The organism is Streptomyces griseomycini (assembly GCF_014203535.1).
Taxonomy (GTDB): Bacteria; Actinomycetota; Actinomycetes; order Streptomycetales; family Streptomycetaceae; genus Streptomyces; species Streptomyces griseomycini.
The window spans coordinates 25,169-43,238 of record NZ_JACHJI010000004.1; the positions used below are offsets into that span (position 1 = coordinate 25,169).

Sequence of the window (18,070 nt, forward strand, 5' to 3'; positions counted from 1 at the left end):
GCCGCGTGACAATGGCCGCATGGCGGAAGCGGGCAGGGAACGCGCACGGCACTGGCGGTACGCCGAACTGCCCGGTGTCGATCTGCTGCGCGCCCGGTACATACGGAAGACGTTCGTACGGCACACCCACGAGCACTTCGTGATCGCCGCCATCGCCGACGGCGTGGAGGTCTTCCACCACGGCGGCGGGGACGTGTACGCGGGCGCCGGGGCCCTGGCGCTCGTCAACCCGGACACCCCGCACACCGGCCGGGCGGGCGTCCCCGAGGGATGGCGGTACGGGGCGGTGTACCCGTCGCCGGAGGTGGTGGCCGCGATCGCCGCCGAGACCACCACGCTGCGCGGCACGCCGGGGTTCGTGTCGCCGGTGCTCGACGATCCGTACACCGTCCACCTCGTGCACCAGGTGCTGCGGGCCACCGACGAGGGCAACGCGCTCGCCGCCGACACCCTGCTCCGGGTGGCCGTGACCCGGCTGCTGCGGCTGAACGGCGGGTCGCTGCCGCGCCGGGAGGTGCGGACGGCGGGCGCCCGGACCGCGGCACGCGCGCGTGCCCTGCTGGAGGAGCGGATGGCCGCGCCGCCGACGCTGGAGCAACTGGCCGGTGAGCTGGGCACCGGCCCGTTCGCCCTGCTGCGCGCCTTCCGGGACACCTACGGGATGCCACCGCACGCCTGGCTCACCGACGCACGGGTACGGCGGGCACGGCGGCTGCTGGACGCGGGGACGGCGCCGTCGGAGGCGGCCGTCGCGGTCGGGTTCACCGACCAGCCGCACCTGAACCGCCACTTCGGCCGGATCGTGGGCGTGCCCCCGGGCGCCTACCAGCGCGAGCGCAAGAACGTACAAGACGTGTGGCGCGGCACGCCCGTACCGTGCGGGGCGTGACAGCAGAACAGACAGCCCTCGCAGACGTACGGGACACCGGGGGAGGGAAGCCGGACGGCGCCGTCGTACGGGACGCCCTCGGGGTCGGGGTCGCCGTCGGGCTCTCCGGGTTCGCCTTCGGAGTGACCTCGGCCGGCAGCGGACTCACGCTGCTCCAGACCTGTGCGCTGAGCCTGCTGGTGTTCACCGGTGCGTCCCAGTTCGCGCTGGTGGGGGCGCTGGCGGCCGGCGGGAGCCCGTTCACGGCCGCCGCGGGGGCGTTCTTCCTGGGGGTGCGCAACGCGTTCTACGGGCTCCGCCTGTCCCAGTTGCTGGCCCTCCCGCGCGTGGTGCGGCCGTTCGCCGCCCAGTGGGTCATCGACGAGACGGCCGCCGTCTCGCTCGCCCAGCCCGACCGGCGCGGCGCGCGCATCGGGTTCCTGGTGACCGGACTCAGCCTGTACCTCCTGTGGAACCTCACGACGCTGCTCGGCGCGCTGGGCGCCGAAGCCATCGGGGACACCGACGCGTGGGGCCTGGACGCGGCCGGTCCCGCGGTCTTCCTGGCGCTGCTCGCGCCGATGCTGCGGACCGGCACCGAGCGGACCGTCGCCGGGCTCGCCGTCCTCCTGGGGCTCGGTCTGCTGCCCGTCCTGCCCGCCGGTGTGCCGGTCCTGATCGCCGCCCTCGCGGCACCGGCCGTCCTGTGGGCGCAGGGCCGCCGGAAGAGCGCACCGCGCGGTGACGTACCGGAGGAGGACCGTTGAACATCTGGATCGCGATCGGCGCGACCGCCCTCGGCTGCTACGCCGTCAAACTGGCCGGGCTGCTGGTGCCCGCCGGAGTCCTCGAGCGCCCTGTCGTCAGGCGGCTCGCCGCGCTGCTGCCGGTCGCCCTGCTCGCCGCGCTGACCGCCCAGCAGACCTTCGCCGACGGCCGGGCGCTGGTGCTGGACGCGCGGGCGGCGGGGCTGGCGGCCGCCGCCGTGGCGCTGGTGCTGCGCGCTCCGTTCCTCGTCGTCGTCGGGGCGGCCGTGGTCGTCACGGCGGGAGTGCGCGCCCTGGGCGGATGAGGCGGTCGCGGGCCGACTTCTCCCTGCGGCGCTGCGCGGCAAGGACACCGGACTCCGAGGTCAGCCGACGGGGCGGCCGTACGCCCTCAGTGTGCGCAGGGCCTCGATCGTCACCACGGGCCGGGCCTCCAGCGCGGGGGCCGGCGCCCACTGACGCCATCGGACGGGCCAGCCGCCGTCCTCCCGCTGCTCGGCCGCGAGGAAGTCGAGGGAACGGGCCATCTCCCCGTCCGTGAACCACGCGCGTGCGAGCGACTGCGGTGTGGTCGCGTAGTCGTGGGGGAAGTGGTGCTCGCCCGGGGCGTAGCCGGGTGCGACCGGGTAGGCGTCGAGGTCGTCCGGGTCGAGCGCCGCGAGCCGCTGCCTCCGCACCAGGCGGCCCAGCCGCTCGGCGGCGGCCTCCGCGCGGGGGCGGTCGGGAGCCCGGTCCAGGAAGGCCACGGCGGCCCGGATCTCGTACGGATGGGACCTCTCCAGTGACTCGGCGGCCTGCCAGCAGAAGTCCGTGGCCCGGAACAGCCAGGCGTGCCACACCTCGTTGCGGTGCAGCAGGCCCACCACCGGACCGGTGGCCAACAACTGGCTGGGCGGGTCGTCCACGACCGGTACGAAGGGTGCCGTCGGGTAGCCGCGCTGGCTGGGGTGGATCGCCGGAAGCGCGCCGTCCGGCGTGGAGACGGACGTCAGGTAGCGGCACACCTGCTCCGCGCGCCGTCCGCCGCACCGCCCCACGGCGTCCAGCACGCCCAGGGCGCGGGCGGTGTGCAGCGGCTGGCTGACCGGGCCGCGCAGGTCGGGCTCCAGGCCGTGGCCGTACCCGCCGTCCTCGTTGCGGTAGGCGTCCAGTGCCGTCTCCACCGGGTCGGCGGCGCCGTCCCGGAAGTGGTGGGCGAAGAGGCGCTGTTCGAGCACGCGCGCGGTGAGCCAGACGAACCGCTCCGCCCGCGCGAGCGGGCTGTCGTGCGCCGGGGAGGTCGGGGGCGGCGGGGTAGCTCCGGAATCGGCCATGGGTCCGACCGTAGGGCGGGAAGCGGTCCCGGGAGGCCGCCCGGCTCGGGGCCACCCCCGCACGCGGGATACTGGGGCCATGCGGTTGACGGTCTTCTGGGAGCGGATGGCGGAGCACTTCGGGTCGGGCTACGCCGACACCTTCGCGCGCGACCACGTCATGTCGGAGCTCGGCGGGCGCACCGTGCACGAGGCGCTGGCGGCCGGCTGGGACGCCAAGGACGTCTGGCAGGTGGTCTGCGCGGTGATGGGCGTCCCCCCGGAAAAGCGCTGATCGTCACAGAGATCGCAGGGGGGCGGACGACCGGCGGGGGCGTGGGTCAGACTTGCCCCGTGGCACCCACTGATGAGACCGGGCAGGCAGCTCAGCACCCCTCCGCCCCAGGCGCACCGCCGCCCGTCGGCCCTCCGGTGGACCCCGTGGCCGGGCCGGGCGCCCGCATGCCGCGCTGGCTGCCGCGCGCCATGGTGCTCGCCCTTGCCCTGATCGCCGTGTTCCAGCTGGGCAGCTGGGCCTTCCACCAGCTCACCGGTCTGCTGGTCAACATCCTCATCGCGTTCTTCCTGGCGCTCGCCGTCGAGCCCGCGGTGAGCTGGATGGCCGCGCGCGGGGTGCGCCGGGGGCTGGGCACCTTCCTGGTCTTCCTGGCGGTGCTGATCGTGGCGGCGGGGTTCATCACCCTGCTCGGTTCCATGCTGGCGGGACAGATCATCAAGATCGTCGAGGACTTCCCGGACTACCTCGACTCCGTCATCAACTGGATCAACACGCACTTCCACACCGAGCTGCGGCGGGTGGACATCCAGGAGGGCCTGCTGCGCTCCGACTGGCTGCGCAACTACGTGCAGAACAGCGCCACCGGTGTCCTGGACGTCTCCGCGCAGGTGCTCGGCGGTCTCTTCCAGCTGCTGACCGTCGGTCTGTTCTCGTTCTACTTCGCCGCCGACGGCCCGCGGCTGCGGCGCACCATCTGCTCCGTCCTGCCGCCCGCCCGCCAGGCCGAGGTGCTGCGCGCGTGGGAGATCGCCGTGAACAAGACCGGCGGCTACCTGTACTCGCGCGGGCTGATGGCGCTGGTCTCCGGCCTGGCGCACTACGTACTGCTGGAGATCCTCGAAGTGCCCTACGCACCCGTGCTCGCGGTGTGGGTGGGCCTGGTGTCGCAGTTCATCCCCACCATCGGCACCTATCTCGCAGGCGCCCTGCCCATGCTGATCGCCTTCACGGTCGACCCCTGGTACGCGCTGTGGGTGCTGGTCTTCGTGGTGGTCTACCAGCAGTTCGAGAACTACGTCCTGCAGCCCAAGCTGACCTCCAGGACCGTGGACATCCACCCGGCGGTCGCCTTCGGCTCGGTCGTCGCGGGCACCGCCCTGCTCGGTGCCGTCGGCGCGCTGATCGCCATCCCCGCGATCGCCACCCTCCAGGCGTTCCTCGGCGCGTACGTGAAGCGGTACGACGTCACGGACGACCCCCGTGTGCACGGTCATCGAGGTCCCGGCCGTGGGCCGGGGCCCATCACGCGCGCCCGGCGCCTGTGGATCCGGCGGCCTGGGGCGGCGGACGTCCGGGGCGGGGGCACCGGGGCCGGCTGACGGGGGAGGCTGACGGGGAGGCGGTGCCGTGCCGGCTCCCCTCGGGGGAGCCCGCCGCCGTCGCGATCCGGCCGCGGCCGGTTCCCTCTCGCCCGCGTAGCGGGTGCGCTGCGACGGGGCGGGAGCCCCGCCCGGTACGGGGCCACCGGCGCCCCCGCGCTCCGGGGCGGCGGCACGGGCCTCGCGCTCCGGCGCCGGGCCGCTCCCCGGCGGCGCAGGACACCGGCGCGGGTGCCGTGCGGCGCGCTTGACACGAAAATCGAACATCCATTCTCATGGAGTCGCCGGTGAGACCCAACAGTGGACGGTATGTCCTGATTTGAAGGGATGTGCAGCCGGGTTATCCACAGGCCGGACGTGCGTCGGGACGCGTTGTCAGTGGCAGGCGTTAGCGTTTTTGACGTGAAGCGATCGACTCAAGCAAATCGGGTGGAACCCATGGCAGGAACCGACCGCGAGAAGGCGCTCGACGCCGCGCTCGCACAGATTGAACGGCAATTCGGCAAGGGCGCGGTCATGCGCATGGGCGAGCGGTCGAAGGAGCCCATCGAGGTCATCCCGACCGGGTCGACCGCACTCGACGTGGCCCTCGGCGTCGGCGGCCTGCCGCGCGGCCGTGTGGTGGAGATCTACGGACCGGAGTCCTCCGGTAAGACGACCCTGACCCTGCACGCGGTGGCGAACGCGCAGAAGGCCGGTGGTCAGGTGGCCTTCGTGGACGCGGAGCACGCCCTCGACCCCGAGTACGCGAAGAAGCTCGGCGTCGACATCGACAACCTGATCCTGTCCCAGCCGGACAACGGCGAGCAGGCCCTGGAGATCGTGGACATGCTGGTCCGCTCCGGCGCCCTCGACCTCATCGTCATCGACTCCGTCGCGGCGCTCGTCCCGCGCGCGGAGATCGAGGGCGAGATGGGCGACAGCCACGTGGGTCTCCAGGCCCGCCTGATGAGCCAGGCCCTGCGGAAGATCACCAGCGCGCTCAACCAGTCCAAGACCACCGCGATCTTCATCAACCAGCTCCGCGAGAAGATCGGCGTGATGTTCGGCTCCCCGGAGACCACCACCGGTGGCCGGGCGCTGAAGTTCTACGCCTCGGTGCGCATCGACATCCGCCGCATCGAGACCCTGAAGGACGGCACCGAGGCGGTCGGCAACCGCACGCGTTGCAAGGTCGTCAAGAACAAGGTGGCGCCGCCCTTCAAGCAGGCCGAGTTCGACATCCTCTACGGCCAGGGCATCAGCCGCGAGGGCGGCCTGATCGACATGGGCGTGGAGCACGGCTTCGTCCGCAAGGCCGGTGCCTGGTACACGTACGAGGGCGACCAGCTGGGCCAGGGCAAGGAGAACGCCCGCAACTTCCTGAAGGACAATCCCGACCTCGCCAACGAGATCGAGAAGAAGATCCTGACGAAGCTGGGCGTCGGCGTACGGCCCGAGGAGTCCGCCGCCGAGCCGGGCGCGGACGCCGCGGGCACCGCTCCGGCCGAGCCGGCCGCCGTACCGGCACCGGCGGCCAAGGCCACCAAGTCCAAGGCCGCGGCGGCCAAGAGCTGACCCGTGACCCGACGAACCGACTGGGCCGAGTACGAGTTCGCCGCCACCGGTGTCCCACGGGGGAGGGGCACCGAGGGCGGCGAACAATCGGCCGTGGGCGGTGACGAGGCGCACGACGACATCACCGGTGTGGACGGCCTCCGCACCCCGGGTTCCGGCAGCGGTCGGCGGCATGGGGGCGGCTCACGGACGGGCGGCTCGCGTGACGGCGGGGCGCGCGGTGGACGCGGGCGCAGACGCCGGGCCTCCGGCGAGGCGGCCGCGGAGGGCGGGGGCGACTCCTCCTCGTCGAGGGCCGAGCAGGAGGAGCCTCCGGGGGACCCGGTGGAGCGGGCACGGGCGATCTGCCTGCGCCTGCTCACCGGGACCCCGCGCACGCGGAAGCAGCTCGCCGACGCCCTGCGCAAGCGGCAGATCCCGGACGAGGCCGCCGAGGAGGTGCTGTCCCGGTTCGAGGAGGTCGGACTGATCAACGACAGTGCCTTCGCGGACGCCTGGGTGGAGTCCCGGCACCACGGCCGGGGGCTGGCCCGGCGCGCGCTCGCCCAGGAGCTGCGGACCAAGGGGGTCGACCCCACGCTGATCGACGCGGCCGTCTCGCAGCTCGACTCCGAGCAGGAGGAGGCGACCGCCCGTGAACTGGTCGCCCGTAAGCTGCGCTCCACCCGAGGGCTCGACCGCGACAAGCGGATCCGACGCCTCGCGGGCATGCTGGCCCGCAAGGGCTACTCCGAGGGCCTCGCCCTCCGCGTGGTCCGGCAGGCGCTGGAGGAGGAGGGCGAGGACACGGAGTTCCTCGGCGACGAGGGATTCTGAGGAGGCCGGGCAGCGGACGCCGCCGGAGGGGACGGCGCAGGAACCGCCGTCCCCTCCGGCGGCCCTACTCCGACACGGGCAGGACCGGCAGTCCCGCCGCACGCCAGGCCTGGAAACCGCCGATCAGGTCGGTGGCCCGGTGCAGTCCCAGGCGGTGCAGGGACTCCGCCGCCAGGCTGGAGGCGTACCCCTCGTTGCAGATCACGACGGCGCGCAGGTCGTGGCTCGTCGCCTCGGGGACGCGGTGACTGCCCTGCGGGTCGAGGCGCCACTCCAGTTCGTTGCGCTCGACGACGACAGCGCCGGGGACGAGCCCGTCCCGGTCGCGCAGGGCGGCGTAGCGGATGTCCACCAGCAGTGCATCGCCGGTACGGGCGGCCTCGTAGGCGTCCCGCGGCCCGATGCGCCGGTAACCCGACCGCACCCGCTCCAGCAGCTCGTCGATCCCCACGGCACCGGTGGTCCGCTCGCCCGTTCCGCTCATCGCCAGTCCTCCGGGCGTTCGACCTGCTCCAGGCGGAGAATCCGGCCGCTGCGGCTGTAGCGGCGGATCCGCGGCAGGGGTGGACAGTAGGCGTGCACGGAGACGGCGTGCCGGTCCGGGGACTCGTTGAGCACCTCGTGCACGTGATGCCGCCCGAAGGCGCGGCCCTGCCCGGCCGGCAGCCGGCGTTCCCGGTCCACGCCATCGGTCAGTTCCAGGGTTCTCCAGCCGTCGGAGGGCAGCCGTGCGGCGAGCGAGTTCTCCTTCAGCGCACCCGAGGCGGTCATGAAGGCGCCGACGGAGTCGGCGTGGTCGTGCCAGCCGGTTCCGGTGCCCGGCGGCCAGCCGATCAGCCAGGCTTCACTGCCACCGGGCCCGTCGAGCCGCACCCAGGTGCGGCACTCCGGGTCGAGCGGGAGCGAGGCGACCAGCGCGGCGTCGGCAGCGACACGGCGGACGAAGCGGAGGAGGTCCGCCCGGGTGGGTGCGGGGACGGGAGGCGGGGCCGGGGGAGGAGGGGAAGAGGCTGCGGGGGAGACAGACATGTGCACCGTCCTGAAGAAGGTTCGCGGAGGCGCGCCGCAGCGGCATGCGAGGCGGCGAGCGGGAGGGGAGGGCGCGAAGTCAGCGGGACGGGCGACACACGCAGCCCGCGTAGCGGACGAGGTCCATATGGACCCTCCGCCACAGGCGCACACAGGTGTCGGTCACGATCCGGAGTAGACCACGAAGCGGCACATCGCTTCAACTCACCGTAACCGTGCGGGTCGCGCCGCGGCCGGTTCGACCGGTGCCGGTGGCGGTCTGCCCGGCTCCGGCACCTCAGCCGGTCGCGGCCCCGGCTCCGGCCCTGGCTTCGGCCTCTGACTCCGCATCCGTCTCCGTCTTCGTCGCCCCCCCGACGACCGCCTCCGCCGCCGCGTACAGGTCCGCCGGGCGGACCCCGCCCAGCGCCGTGACCAGATGGCCGTCGGGGCGCACCAGCAGCACGGTGTGGGCCGCCGCACCCGGATAGTCCTCGGCGACCAGCAGTTCGGCCGGGTGCGGCAACGCCGAGACGGCCGCCGCCAGCCGGGGCATGATCCCGGCGGACACCCAGTGCCTGCGCTCCCACACCCCTGTGCCCGGTGCGATCAGCACCACCAGCAGCGCACCCCGGCCGAGCCGGTCCCGCAGCCGGACGAAGGTGCCGTCCTCCGCCGTGACGCGCACGTCCGTCACCGCCGTCCCGGGGGGCGTTCCGACGGGCACCTCGCCCTCGAGGCGCCCGGGCGCGAGCGGCGAGTCGGCGTACGTCCCCGGCGCACCCAGCGCCCCCTGCCCCAGATGACCGTCCATCAGCAGGGCGTCGTGTCCCCGGGCGGCTCCCGGGACGTAGGAACGCAGCCCTCCGCCGCCCCGCAGCAGCGGCAGCGCCTGGTCGGCGGCGCGCAGCCGGGCGGCGACGACCGCGCGGCGCTCGGTCTGGTAGCTGTCGAGCAGCGCCTCGTGCGGACCGTGGTGCCAGGCCAGTGCCAGCTTCCAGGCGAGGTTGTCGACGTCGCGCAGCCCCTCGTCCAGTCCGTGTGTGCCCAGCGCGCCGAGCAGGTGGGCCGCGTCCCCGGCGAGGAACACACGGTCGGCCCGCCAACGCCGGGCCAGCCGGTGGTGGACGGTGTGGACCCCGGTGTCCAGCAGCTCGTACGGCGGTGCCGCACCGTGGTTCCAGCCGGCCAGCGTCTCCCGGACACGGGCCAGCAGCAGCTCGGGGGTGACCAGCTCCTTGCCCGGCGGCAGCAGCCAGTCCAGCCGCCACACCCCCTCCGGCAGCGGACGTGCGGTGATCTCCCCGGCCGAGGGACCGGACGCACGCCACGGCGGCATGCGGTGCAGCAACACCTCGTCGTGCCACGGGAGTTCCGTCCGCAGCGCGGCCACGGCGTATCGTTCCACCGCCGTGCGGCCCGGGAAGCGGATGTCCTGGAGCTTGCGCACGGTCGAGCGGGGCCCGTCGCAGCCGACCAGGTAACTGCCGCGCCACCAGGTTCCCTCGGGGCCGCGGGTGTGGGCGGTGACGCCCGAGGGCTCCTGTTCCAGGGAATCCAGGCGGCTGTTCAGGGCGATCCTGACCAGCCGTTCGCCGGTGAGGGCGGCGCGCAGAGCGCCCGTCAGGACGTGCTGGGCGATGTGCAGGGGCGCGGGCCGGGCGTCGTCGTAGGCGATCTCGTGCACCACCTGCTTGCGCCGCATCGACCGCCATCCGGCCGGGCGGGCACCGGCCCGGGCGAGCGGTACCCCGGTCAGCCGTTCCATCAGCGCGGCGGTGTCCTCGCGCAGCACGACGGTGCGCGCGGGGCGCGGCTCGTCCTTGCCCGGCCCCTCGTCGAGGAGCACGCACGGCACCTCCTGACGCGCCAGCGCCAGGGCGAGCGCGAGCCCGACGGGCCCCGCTCCGACGATGATCACCGGGTCCACGGCGCGGCGCCCCCTGCTCGACGTGACGTCCGAAGGGACGGGGAGGAACAGGAAGATGGAGCAGGGTGCACGATCACAGAACGTATGCAACCTATTGCCGGTGCTTGCGTCAAGTGACCGAAGGTCGGCGGCGATCATGAGGCGGCGCGAAGGCCGTCCCGTTACTTGACTGTTCATCACACGAGCCCGGGGTGCACCGCTCACCCGTCCCGGTGATGGCGGCCGGTCACCCGACATGACTGTGGCCCGCCGGGGAACGGCGGGCCACAGTCATGTCGTGGGCGGGCACGGGTCAGACGGTTCACCCATCGGCCTTGTGGGGACCCCCGACCTCGGCCGCGTTGATGTCGTCGACATCGTCGGCGCCGAGCACCGCACCCGTGCTGCGCTTGCTGCGGCGCAGCCGTGCCTCGAGCCAGGAGGCGAAGGAGGTGAGCGCGAAGTTGAGCGCGATGAAGATGACGGCCACCACTGTGAAACTGGCGATGACGTTGGCGCCGTAGTAGCCGCTCATCGTGTTGGCCGAGGCGAGCAGCTCGGGGAAGGTGAGGACGGCGCCGCCGAGGGCGGTGTCCTTCACGATGACGACGAGCTGGCTGACGATGGCCGGGAGCATCGCGGTGACCGCCTGCGGCAGCAGGACCAGCCGCATCAGCTGGTTCTTGCGCAGGCCGATCGCCATCGCGGCTTCGGACTGGCCCTTGGGCAGGGACAGGATGCCGGCGCGCACGATCTCCGCGAGGACGGAGGCGTTGTAGAGCACCAGACCCGTGACGACCGCGTACAGCGGGCGGTCGTCGGAACTGACGTCGGTGTACTCGGCGAACAGAGCCAAGCCGAAGATCATCAGGACCAGCACGGGGATGGCGCGGAAGAACTCGACCACGATTCCGGCCGGGATCCGGACCCAGGCGTGGTCCGACAGGCGGGCGATGCCGAGGACCGCGCCGAGCGGCATCGCGATGAGCACCGCGAGCACGGCAGCCTTCAACGTGTTCTGCAGACCCGGCCAGATGTACGTGGACCAGGCTTCACCGCTGGTGAAGAACGGCTTCCACAGAGCCCACTCCAGCTGCCCCTTGTCGTAGAGGGTGCTGAACACCCACCACAGCAGAGCGGCGAGGCCGACCAGGAAGACCGCCGTGAAGACGATGTTCCGCCGCTTGGCGCGAGGGCCCTGGGCGTCGTACAGAACGGAGCTCATCGCTTCACCGCCACCTTCTTGCCCACCCAGCCGAGGATCAGGCCGGTCGGCAGCGTCAGAACCACGAAACCGAACGCGATGACCGCGGAGATCAGCAGCAGCTGCGCCTCGTTCTCGATCATCTCCTTCATCAGCAGGGCCGCCTCCGCGACGCCGATGGCGGCGGCCACCGTGGTGTTCTTGATGAGCGCGATGAGTACGTTCGCCAGCGGACCGACGGACGAACGGAACGCCTGGGGCAGCACCACCAGGCCCAGCACCTGGTTGAAGCTGAGACCGAGCGCGCGGGCGGCTTCAGCCTGGCCGACCGGCACGGTGTTGATGCCGGAGCGCAGTGCCTCGCACACGAAGGCCGAGGTGTAGAGGATCAGGCCGAGGACGGCGAGCCGGAAGTTGATCGTCTCGAAGTCGTCCGCGCCCAGGGTGACGCCCAGGGTCTGGTTCAGGCCGAGCGACGTGAACAGGATGATGACGGTCAGCGGGATGTTCCGCACGATGTTCACATATGCGGTCCCGAAGCCACGCATCAGCGGCACCGGGCCGACGCGCATGGCGGCCAGCAGGGTGCCCCAGATCAGGGAGCCGACGGCGGAGAGCACAGCGAGCTGCACCGTCGTCCAGAAGGCCCCCAACAGGTCGTAATCTTCAAGAAAGTCGAACACGATCTCCCGCGCTTCCGCGTGTAGGGATGCACGCCCCGGTGCGCCGCCCCGGATCCGGGGCGGCGCACCCTGTCAGGCGCTGCCTCAGCTCTTGATGTCGCCGATCTTCGGCGCGGGCTCGTTCTGGTAGTTGGCCGGGCCGAAGTTGTCCTTCACGGCCTTCTCCCAGGAACCGTCGGAGACCATCTCCTCGAGGGCCTTGTTGATCTTGTCCTTGAGGTCGCTGCCCTTCTTGACGCCGATGCCGTAGTTCTCGTTGGTCAGCTTGAAGCCGCCGAGCTTGAACTTGCCCTTGAACTGCTCCTGGGCGGCGTAGCCGGCGAGGATCGAGTCGTCCGTGGTCAGCGCGTCGACGGCACCGTTCTGCAGACCGGGCAGGCAGGCCGAGTACGTCGGGTACGGCTGCAGCTGCGCCTTGGGCGCCAGCTTGTCCTTGACGTTCTGCGCCGAGGTCGAACCGGTGACCGAGCACAGCTTGGCGTTGTTCAGGTCCTCCGGCGACTTGATCTTGTCGTCGTCGGCGCGGATCAGCACGTCCTGGTGGGCGAGCAGGTACGGGCCGGCGAAGTCGACCTTCTCCTGGCGCTCCGGGGTGATCGAGTAGGTGGCGGCGATGAAGTCGACGTCACCGCGCTGCAGCATGGTCTCGCGGTCGGCGCTCTTCGACTCCTTCCACTCGATCTGGTTCTCGTCGTAACCGAGCTTCTTGGCGACGTACGTGGCGACGTCCACGTCGAAGCCCTCGTAGCCCTGCGGGGTCTTCTGGCCGAGGCCGGGCTGGTCGAACTTGATGCCGATGGTGATCTTGTCGCCGCCTCCCGAGCCCGAGCCGTTGGAGTCGCCGCCGTCGTCACCACCACAAGCGGTAGCGGTCAGAGCGAGCGCGAACACGGCGGCCGAGGCGGCGGTGACCTTGCGGAGCTTCATGGTGCACATCCTTTGGCTGGTGAAGTGATGCGGCCCGGTCAATGTCCGGTGACGCAAGTCGTCAGGGCGCGAGGGGCGCCGTCAGTGGTGAAGGATCTTCGACAGGAAGTCCTTGGCGCGGTCGCTGCGCGGGTTGCTGAAGAACTGGTCCGGCGCGGCCTGTTCGACGATGCGGCCGTCCGCCATGAACACCACGCGATTCGCGGCCGAGCGGGCGAACCCCATCTCGTGGGTGACGACGATCATGGTCATGCCGTCGCGGGCGAGCTGCTGCATGACCTCCAGGACCTCGTTGATCATCTCCGGGTCGAGAGCCGACGTCGGCTCGTCGAAGAGCATGACCTTGGGTTCCATCGCCAGGGCCCGCGCGATGGCGACACGCTGCTGCTGGCCACCGGAGAGCTGTGCGGGGTACTTCTCGGCCTGCGCGCCCACGCCGACCCGGTCGAGCAGGGCACGGGCACGCTCCTCGGCCTGCTTCTTGTCCTTCTTGCGGACCTTGACCTGGCCCAGCGTCACGTTCTCGAGCACGGTCTTGTGCGCGAAGAGGTTGAAGGACTGGAAGACCATCCCGACGTCGGCCCGCAGCCGGGCGAGCTCCTTGCCCTCGTGGGGCAGGGGCTTGCCGTCGATCGTGATCGCCCCGGAGTCGATCGTCTCCAGACGGTTGATGGTGCGGCACAGGGTGGACTTCCCGGACCCGGAGGGTCCGATGACCACGACGACTTCGCCGCGGGCGATCGTCAGGTCGATGTCCTGGAGTACGTGCAACGCGCCGAAGTGCTTGTTGACGCTCCTCAGGACGACCAGGTCGCCGGTCGCGGCCACATCTTCCTTGGCCACCGATACTTCGGTCATCGCTCTCAGGCTCCGTCCTCCTCGGTTTCGGAGGACAGTAGTAATCCTCCGGACCTGCGTCATTACATCTGAGGGGAATCTGAGCATCACGATCCGATAGCAATCGGACACATGTCGTAGCACTTGTGAGCAGGGCGTATTTCGGCCGGGTAACGGTACGAAAGCGCAACCGGAACCCCCTTGACGCCGTCCTCGTCCATCGGCGTCACTGCAAGGTGCACGCGCGCGTGCACGCGTCTGTGTACACACGGAGAGCGTACGGCCGATGAACAGAAGGGGGCCCCGGTGAGGCTGCTCCTCGTCGAGGACGACAACCACGTCGCCGCCGCCCTGTCGGCGGTGCTGGCCAGGCACGGGTTCGACGTCACCCACGCGCGCAGCGGCGAGGAGGCACTCCAGGCGCTCGTCCCCGAGGGAAACGGCTTCGGCGTCGTCCTGCTCGACCTGGGCCTGCCCGACCAGGACGGCTACGAGGTCTGCGGCAAGATCCGCAAGCGCACCAGCACGCCGGTGATCATGGTCACCGCGCGTTCCGACGTGCGCTCCCGCATCCACGGCCTCAATCTCGGCGCCGACGACTACGTGGTCAAGCCGTACGACACGGGGGAGCTGCTCGCCCGGATCCACGCCGTCAGCCGGCGCACCACCCACGAGGAGGCCACCGGCGGCGCCGAGACCGAGCTGCGCCTGGGCCCGGTGCACATCGAGCTGCCGACCCGCCGGGTCAGCGTGAACGGTTCGGTCGTCCAGCTGACCCGCAAGGAGTTCGACCTGCTGGCCCTGCTCGCCCAGCGGCCCGGGGTCGTCTTCCGCCGGGAGCAGATCATCAGCGAAGTGTGGCGCACCAGTTGGGAGGGGACCGGCCGCACCCTGGAGGTGCACGTCGCGTCCCTGCGCGCCAAGCTGCGCCTGCCGGCCCTCATCGAGACCGTCCGCGGCGTCGGCTACCGGCTCGTCGCACCGACGGCCTAGCGGGGTCGGGTGCACACTCGTCTGCTTCCGCTGCTCATCGTCCTGATGGCGGCCGTCCTCCTCGCTCTCGGCGTCCCGCTCGCCGTGAGCCTGGCCGGCGCGCAGCAGCAGAAGGTCATCGTCGACCGGATCGACGACACGGCACGCTTCGCGGCCCTCGCCCAGTTCGTCACCGAGCCGTCCGACCCGGCCGCCGGGGACGTCAACGAGCGCCAGGAGACGCTCAGCAGCGAGCTGCGCAGCTACCACGAGGTCTACGGCATCCGCGCAGGCGTGTTCTACCGCAACGACTCGCCCATGGCGCACGCCCCGGACAGCTGGTTCCTCCCCCGGTCGGGCGAGGTGCGGGACGCCTTCGAGGAGGCGCTGCTCAGCCGCCGCAGCCACGACCCCGAGCAGGTGTGGCCCTGGCAGCGGCGCAGCCTCGTGGTGGCCTCGCCGGTCATCCGGGACGGTGACGTCGTCGCGGTCGTCGTCACCGACTCGCCCACCGGGCCCATGCGCTCCCGCATCCTGCAGGGCTGGCTGATCATCGGCGCGGGCGAGGCCGCCGCCATGCTGCTGGCCGTCGGCGCGGCCCTGCGGCTGACCGGCTGGGTGCTCAGGCCGGTGCGGATCCTGGACGCCACCACCCACGACATCGCCACCGGGCGGCTGAAGTCCCGGGTCGCCGTGGCGGGCGGACCCCCGGAGCTCAGGCGCCTCGCACGGTCGTTCAACGAGATGGCGGACAACGTCGAGAGCGTGCTGGAGCAGCAGCGCGCCTTCGTCGCCGACGCCTCCCACCAGCTGCGCAACCCGCTCGCGGCGCTGCTGCTGCGCATCGAGCTGCTCGCCCTCGAACTGCCCGAGGGCAATGAGGAGATCGCCTCGGTCCAGGCCGAGGGCAAGCGTCTGGCGCAGGTCCTGGACGACCTGCTCGACCTGGCGCTCGCCGAGCACAGCGAGGCCCACCTCCAGGTCACCGACATCGGCGAGGTGGCCGGCGAGCGCGTCGCGGCCTGGGCGCCCACCGCCGAGGCCAAGGGCGTCCGCCTGACCGGGGACTGCCCGCCGACCACGGCATGGGCCGACCCGGTCGCGCTCTCCAGCGCGCTGGACGCGGTCATCGACAACGCGGTGAAGTTCACCCCCGAGGGCGAGACCGTCGAGGTGGTGGTCACCTCCAACGGCGACACCGTCACCGTCGTCGTCACCGACAACGGCCCGGGGCTGACCGACGAGGAGCTGACCCGCGTCGGCGACCGGTTCTGGCGCAGCGGCCGGCACCAGAACGTCAAGGGCTCCGGCCTCGGTCTGTCCATCTCCCGGGCCCTGCTCGCGGCGGGCGGCGGTTCCATCGACTACGGCCACCACGAGCCGCACGGACTGACGGTCACGGTGACGGTGCCGAGGAACGCGCCCACGGAGGAGGCGACGGCTCAGGGCTTGACGGACCGGTAGTAGCGGCGGGCGCCCTCGTGCAGCCGGAGCGGGTCCGTGTAGATGGCGGTGCGCACGTCGACCAGCTGCGCGGAGTGCACGTGCGCACCGATGCCGTCCCGGCTCTTGAGCACGATGCGGGTCAGCCACTCGGTGAGCCGGGGATCCATGTCCGCCCTGGTGATCAGGAGGTTGGACACCGCCATCGTCGGGACGGCCGAGCCGAACTGACTGCCGGGATAGGCCGACTCCGGCATGTTGGTGGCCCGGTAGTGGCGCGTGGCCCCGCCCTGCTCGTGCAGCTCGGCGACGAGGTCGGCGTCGATCGGCACGAACCGCAGCGCGGAGTCCTCGGCGAGCGTCTTCAGGCCGTCCGTGGGCAGCCCGCCCGACCAGAAGAACGCGTCCAGGCCGTGTCCCAGCCGCCCCGGACCGGTGTCGATGCCGTCCGAGGAGGGCTCGATGTCCGTCTCCGGGTCGATGCCGGCCGCCCTGAGGATCCGGTTGGCGATGAGCCGGACCCCCGACTTGGGCGGCCCTATGGCGACCCGCTTGCCCCGCAGGTCCGCGACGGAGCGGATGCCCGAGCCGGGCGCGACCGCGAGCTGGACGTAGTCGTCGTACAGGCGCGCCACCCCGCGCAGCCGGTCGGCGCCCGACCGGTGGCTCAGTCGGTACGTCTCCACCGCGTCGGCCGCGGCGATCGCGAAGTCGGCCTGTCCGGTCGCCACGCGCCGCACGTTCTCCTGCGAGCCGTCACTCGTCTTCAGCCGGACCTCGAGATCGGGCATGTGCCTGCCGAGCGAGGTGCGCAGCAGCTCGCCGTACTCCTGGTAGACCCCCGAACGCGTCCCCGTGCTCAGGGTGATCGTTCCGCCGGGCGGCTCCTCGCTCCAGGGCGCCAGCCACCACAGCAGCAGCCCGAACGCCACGAGGCCGGCGGCCGCGCCCCGCAGGGCCCGGCGCCTGCCGATCCGGGACAGCGCGTGGGACATGCGCGTGATCCTGCCAGCCCGGTGCCCCGCTGACCAGGGCGGAGCTCACAGCCCGGGCCCGTGCGCGGCCCGGGTGGAGTGTCCGGGGCGGCCGCTGCAGTCGCCACTACAGTCGCCGCATGAGCTCTTCGCCCGCCGACCTGGTCCGTGCCTTCCACCGTGCCTTCGGACTGGACGTCCGCGACACACCGTCCGAGATCCCGCCGGACCTGGCCGCCCACCGCGGCGAACTGCTGGCCGAGGAGGCCGCGGAGGTCGCCGAGGTGTCGGTGGACGGCCCGCTCGACCGGCTCGCCCACGAACTGGCCGACGTCGTCTACGTCGCCTACGGCACGGCGCTCGTCCACGGGATCGACCTCGACGCGGTCATCGCCGAGATCCACCGCTCCAACATGACCAAGCTCGGCCCCGACGGCAGGATCAGCCGCCGCGCCGACGGCAAGGTCCTCAAGGGCGACCACTACGAGGCCCCGGACGTGGCGGCGGTACTGCGGCGGCAGGGCTGGGCACCGGACGGGCGGGCCGGGCGGGAGGCCGGACCGCGGTGAGCGGTGAACGGTGCGTGAAGCGTGACACGGGGTCGTCCGGCCGGGACCAGGACGCGCGGCGGCCGGCGGCACGGTCGGGGCATGGCTGAGGCACTCACCGGACGCCGCGGGGCAGCGGACGAAGTGCCCGCCCGGCCCGGGCCACAGGCGCACCAGCCGCTCGAGGACCCCCGCCGACAGCACGTCCGCGGGGACCGGACCGCGGTGGCCGCCCGGACCCAGGCGGTCCCGGCCGATCAGGGAGAGCAGCGCCTCGTGCAGGTGCGCCCGGTGGATCGTCGGACAGGGGAGCGGCGAACACGCGCGCACTCCGCGCCGAGCGGTGCGCGCGTGACGGGCCGCCCGTTCCAGCCGCGCACCTCCATCGCCTCGACGCGCACCGCGTGCTCCTCCGGCGCCGGGCCGGCCAGGCCGGTGTCACCGGCATCCGAGTGTGGGGCCGCCCCCGTCAGGCCGGCGGAATCCGGCCTCACGGCACCGCGCTCCGGAGCGCCGACCACCATGTCCCTCGCGCCTTCCGAGACGAACGTGAAGTGAATCCGAGCACGTCCTCCACATCGCTCGACCGTTCACCCGGGCCTCGGCCCTTGCGGGTGCCGGCTGACATCCGTCGCGGGCCGAATGGCA

Annotated in this window: 19 protein-coding genes and 1 pseudogene; 10 read left to right on the forward strand and 10 right to left on the reverse strand. The window is 72.0% G+C overall.

Going from position 1 to position 18,070, the window contains the following annotated elements:
• Window positions 1–19 precede the first annotated feature (19 nt).
• From FHS37_RS12060 to FHS37_RS12070, 3 genes and pseudogenes are all read left to right on the forward strand, one after another.
• Window positions 20–877, forward strand: a pseudogene (locus FHS37_RS12060) (AraC family transcriptional regulator); the annotation flags it as partial.
• 8 nt (window positions 878–885) lie between these two features.
• Window positions 886–1,635 carry an AzlC family ABC transporter permease gene (locus FHS37_RS12065; protein ID WP_184820095.1) on the forward strand — a complete coding sequence of 250 codons (750 nt, stop codon included), beginning with the start codon at window positions 886–888 and terminating at the stop codon, window positions 1,633–1,635.
• A complete protein-coding gene (locus FHS37_RS12070) occupies window positions 1,632–1,940 on the forward strand; it encodes an AzlD domain-containing protein (RefSeq protein ID WP_184820097.1) in 309 nt (102 codons plus the stop codon). The genes FHS37_RS12065 and FHS37_RS12070 overlap by 4 nt, the downstream gene beginning before the upstream one ends.
• Before the next feature lie 60 nt (window positions 1,941–2,000).
• Here FHS37_RS12070 and FHS37_RS12075 read toward each other — a convergent pair whose 3' ends face one another.
• On the reverse strand, window positions 2,001–2,948 hold the full coding sequence (locus FHS37_RS12075) for a hypothetical protein (RefSeq protein ID WP_184820099.1): 948 nt from the start codon (window positions 2,946–2,948) through the stop codon (window positions 2,001–2,003).
• 79 nt (window positions 2,949–3,027) lie between these two features.
• Here FHS37_RS12075 and FHS37_RS12080 point away from each other — a divergent pair, with 79 nt between their 5' ends.
• The 4 genes from FHS37_RS12080 (at window position 3,028) to recX (ending at window position 6,917) form a co-directional block, all read left to right on the forward strand.
• Window positions 3,028–3,222, forward strand: coding sequence for a DUF3046 domain-containing protein (locus FHS37_RS12080; RefSeq protein ID WP_159536105.1), 195 nt, complete (start codon window positions 3,028–3,030; stop codon window positions 3,220–3,222).
• 59 nt (window positions 3,223–3,281) lie between these two features.
• The gene (locus tag FHS37_RS12085; protein WP_184820101.1) at window positions 3,282–4,544 is read left to right on the forward strand and encodes an AI-2E family transporter; all 1,263 of its coding nucleotides are present in this window, start codon (window positions 3,282–3,284) and stop codon (window positions 4,542–4,544) included.
• 438 nt (window positions 4,545–4,982) lie between these two features.
• Entirely contained in the window at window positions 4,983–6,101 is a 1,119-nt protein-coding gene (gene recA / locus FHS37_RS12090; RefSeq protein ID WP_184820103.1) for a recombinase RecA, read from the forward strand.
• Between the two features lie 3 nt (window positions 6,102–6,104).
• On the forward strand, window positions 6,105–6,917 hold the full coding sequence (recX, locus tag FHS37_RS12095) for a recombination regulator RecX (RefSeq protein ID WP_184820105.1): 813 nt from the start codon (window positions 6,105–6,107) through the stop codon (window positions 6,915–6,917).
• Between the two features lie 64 nt (window positions 6,918–6,981).
• On the opposite strand, the gene FHS37_RS12100 is transcribed toward recX, so the two are convergent.
• The 8 genes from FHS37_RS12100 to FHS37_RS12130 form a co-directional block, all read right to left on the reverse strand.
• The gene (locus FHS37_RS12100; RefSeq protein WP_184820107.1) at window positions 6,982–7,401 is read right to left on the reverse strand and encodes a rhodanese-like domain-containing protein; all 420 of its coding nucleotides are present in this window, start codon (window positions 7,399–7,401) and stop codon (window positions 6,982–6,984) included.
• Complete coding sequence (locus FHS37_RS12105; RefSeq protein ID WP_184820109.1) at window positions 7,398–7,946, reverse strand: cupin domain-containing protein; 549 nt, start codon at window positions 7,944–7,946, stop codon at window positions 7,398–7,400. Before FHS37_RS12105 ends, FHS37_RS12100 begins: the two co-directional genes overlap by 4 nt.
• A 79-nt stretch (window positions 7,947–8,025) precedes the next feature.
• Complete coding sequence (locus tag FHS37_RS41000; protein ID WP_373304269.1) at window positions 8,026–8,139, reverse strand: putative leader peptide; 114 nt, start codon at window positions 8,137–8,139, stop codon at window positions 8,026–8,028.
• Between the two features lie 84 nt (window positions 8,140–8,223).
• Complete coding sequence (locus FHS37_RS12110) at window positions 8,224–9,855, reverse strand: FAD-dependent monooxygenase (protein ID WP_184820111.1); 1,632 nt, start codon at window positions 9,853–9,855, stop codon at window positions 8,224–8,226.
• A 301-nt stretch (window positions 9,856–10,156) separates the two neighbouring features.
• The gene (locus FHS37_RS12115; protein ID WP_184820113.1) at window positions 10,157–11,059 is read right to left on the reverse strand and encodes an amino acid ABC transporter permease; all 903 of its coding nucleotides are present in this window, start codon (window positions 11,057–11,059) and stop codon (window positions 10,157–10,159) included.
• Window positions 11,056–11,721, reverse strand: coding sequence for an amino acid ABC transporter permease (locus FHS37_RS12120; RefSeq protein WP_184820115.1), 666 nt, complete (start codon window positions 11,719–11,721; stop codon window positions 11,056–11,058). Before FHS37_RS12120 ends, FHS37_RS12115 begins: the two co-directional genes overlap by 4 nt.
• A gap of 84 nt (window positions 11,722–11,805) precedes the next feature.
• Window positions 11,806–12,648, reverse strand: a complete 843-nt coding sequence (locus FHS37_RS12125; RefSeq protein WP_184820117.1) for a glutamate ABC transporter substrate-binding protein — start codon at window positions 12,646–12,648, stop codon at window positions 11,806–11,808.
• Between the two features lie 81 nt (window positions 12,649–12,729).
• The gene (locus FHS37_RS12130) at window positions 12,730–13,506 is read right to left on the reverse strand and encodes an amino acid ABC transporter ATP-binding protein (RefSeq protein WP_184820119.1); all 777 of its coding nucleotides are present in this window, start codon (window positions 13,504–13,506) and stop codon (window positions 12,730–12,732) included.
• Window positions 13,507–13,791: 285 nt separating this feature from the next.
• Between FHS37_RS12130 and FHS37_RS12135 the strand changes: the two genes are divergently transcribed.
• Window positions 13,792–14,478, forward strand: coding sequence for a response regulator transcription factor (locus FHS37_RS12135; protein ID WP_184820121.1), 687 nt, complete (start codon window positions 13,792–13,794; stop codon window positions 14,476–14,478).
• A gap of 9 nt (window positions 14,479–14,487) precedes the next feature.
• Entirely contained in the window at window positions 14,488–15,921 is a 1,434-nt protein-coding gene (locus tag FHS37_RS12140) for a HAMP domain-containing sensor histidine kinase (protein ID WP_184820123.1), read from the forward strand.
• Here the strand turns inward: FHS37_RS12140 and FHS37_RS12145 are convergent.
• Window positions 15,900–16,895, reverse strand: coding sequence for a TAXI family TRAP transporter solute-binding subunit (locus FHS37_RS12145; protein ID WP_184820125.1), 996 nt, complete (start codon window positions 16,893–16,895; stop codon window positions 15,900–15,902). The two genes, FHS37_RS12140 and FHS37_RS12145, sit on opposite strands and share 22 nt — an antisense overlap.
• Window positions 16,896–17,014: 119 nt before the next feature.
• On the opposite strand from FHS37_RS12145, the gene FHS37_RS12150 reads away from it, so the two are divergent.
• Window positions 17,015–17,443 (forward strand): pyrophosphohydrolase domain-containing protein, encoded by a 429-nt coding sequence (locus FHS37_RS12150; protein WP_184820127.1) that lies wholly within the window; start codon window positions 17,015–17,017, stop codon window positions 17,441–17,443.
• Window positions 17,444–18,070: the final 627 nt, after the last annotated feature.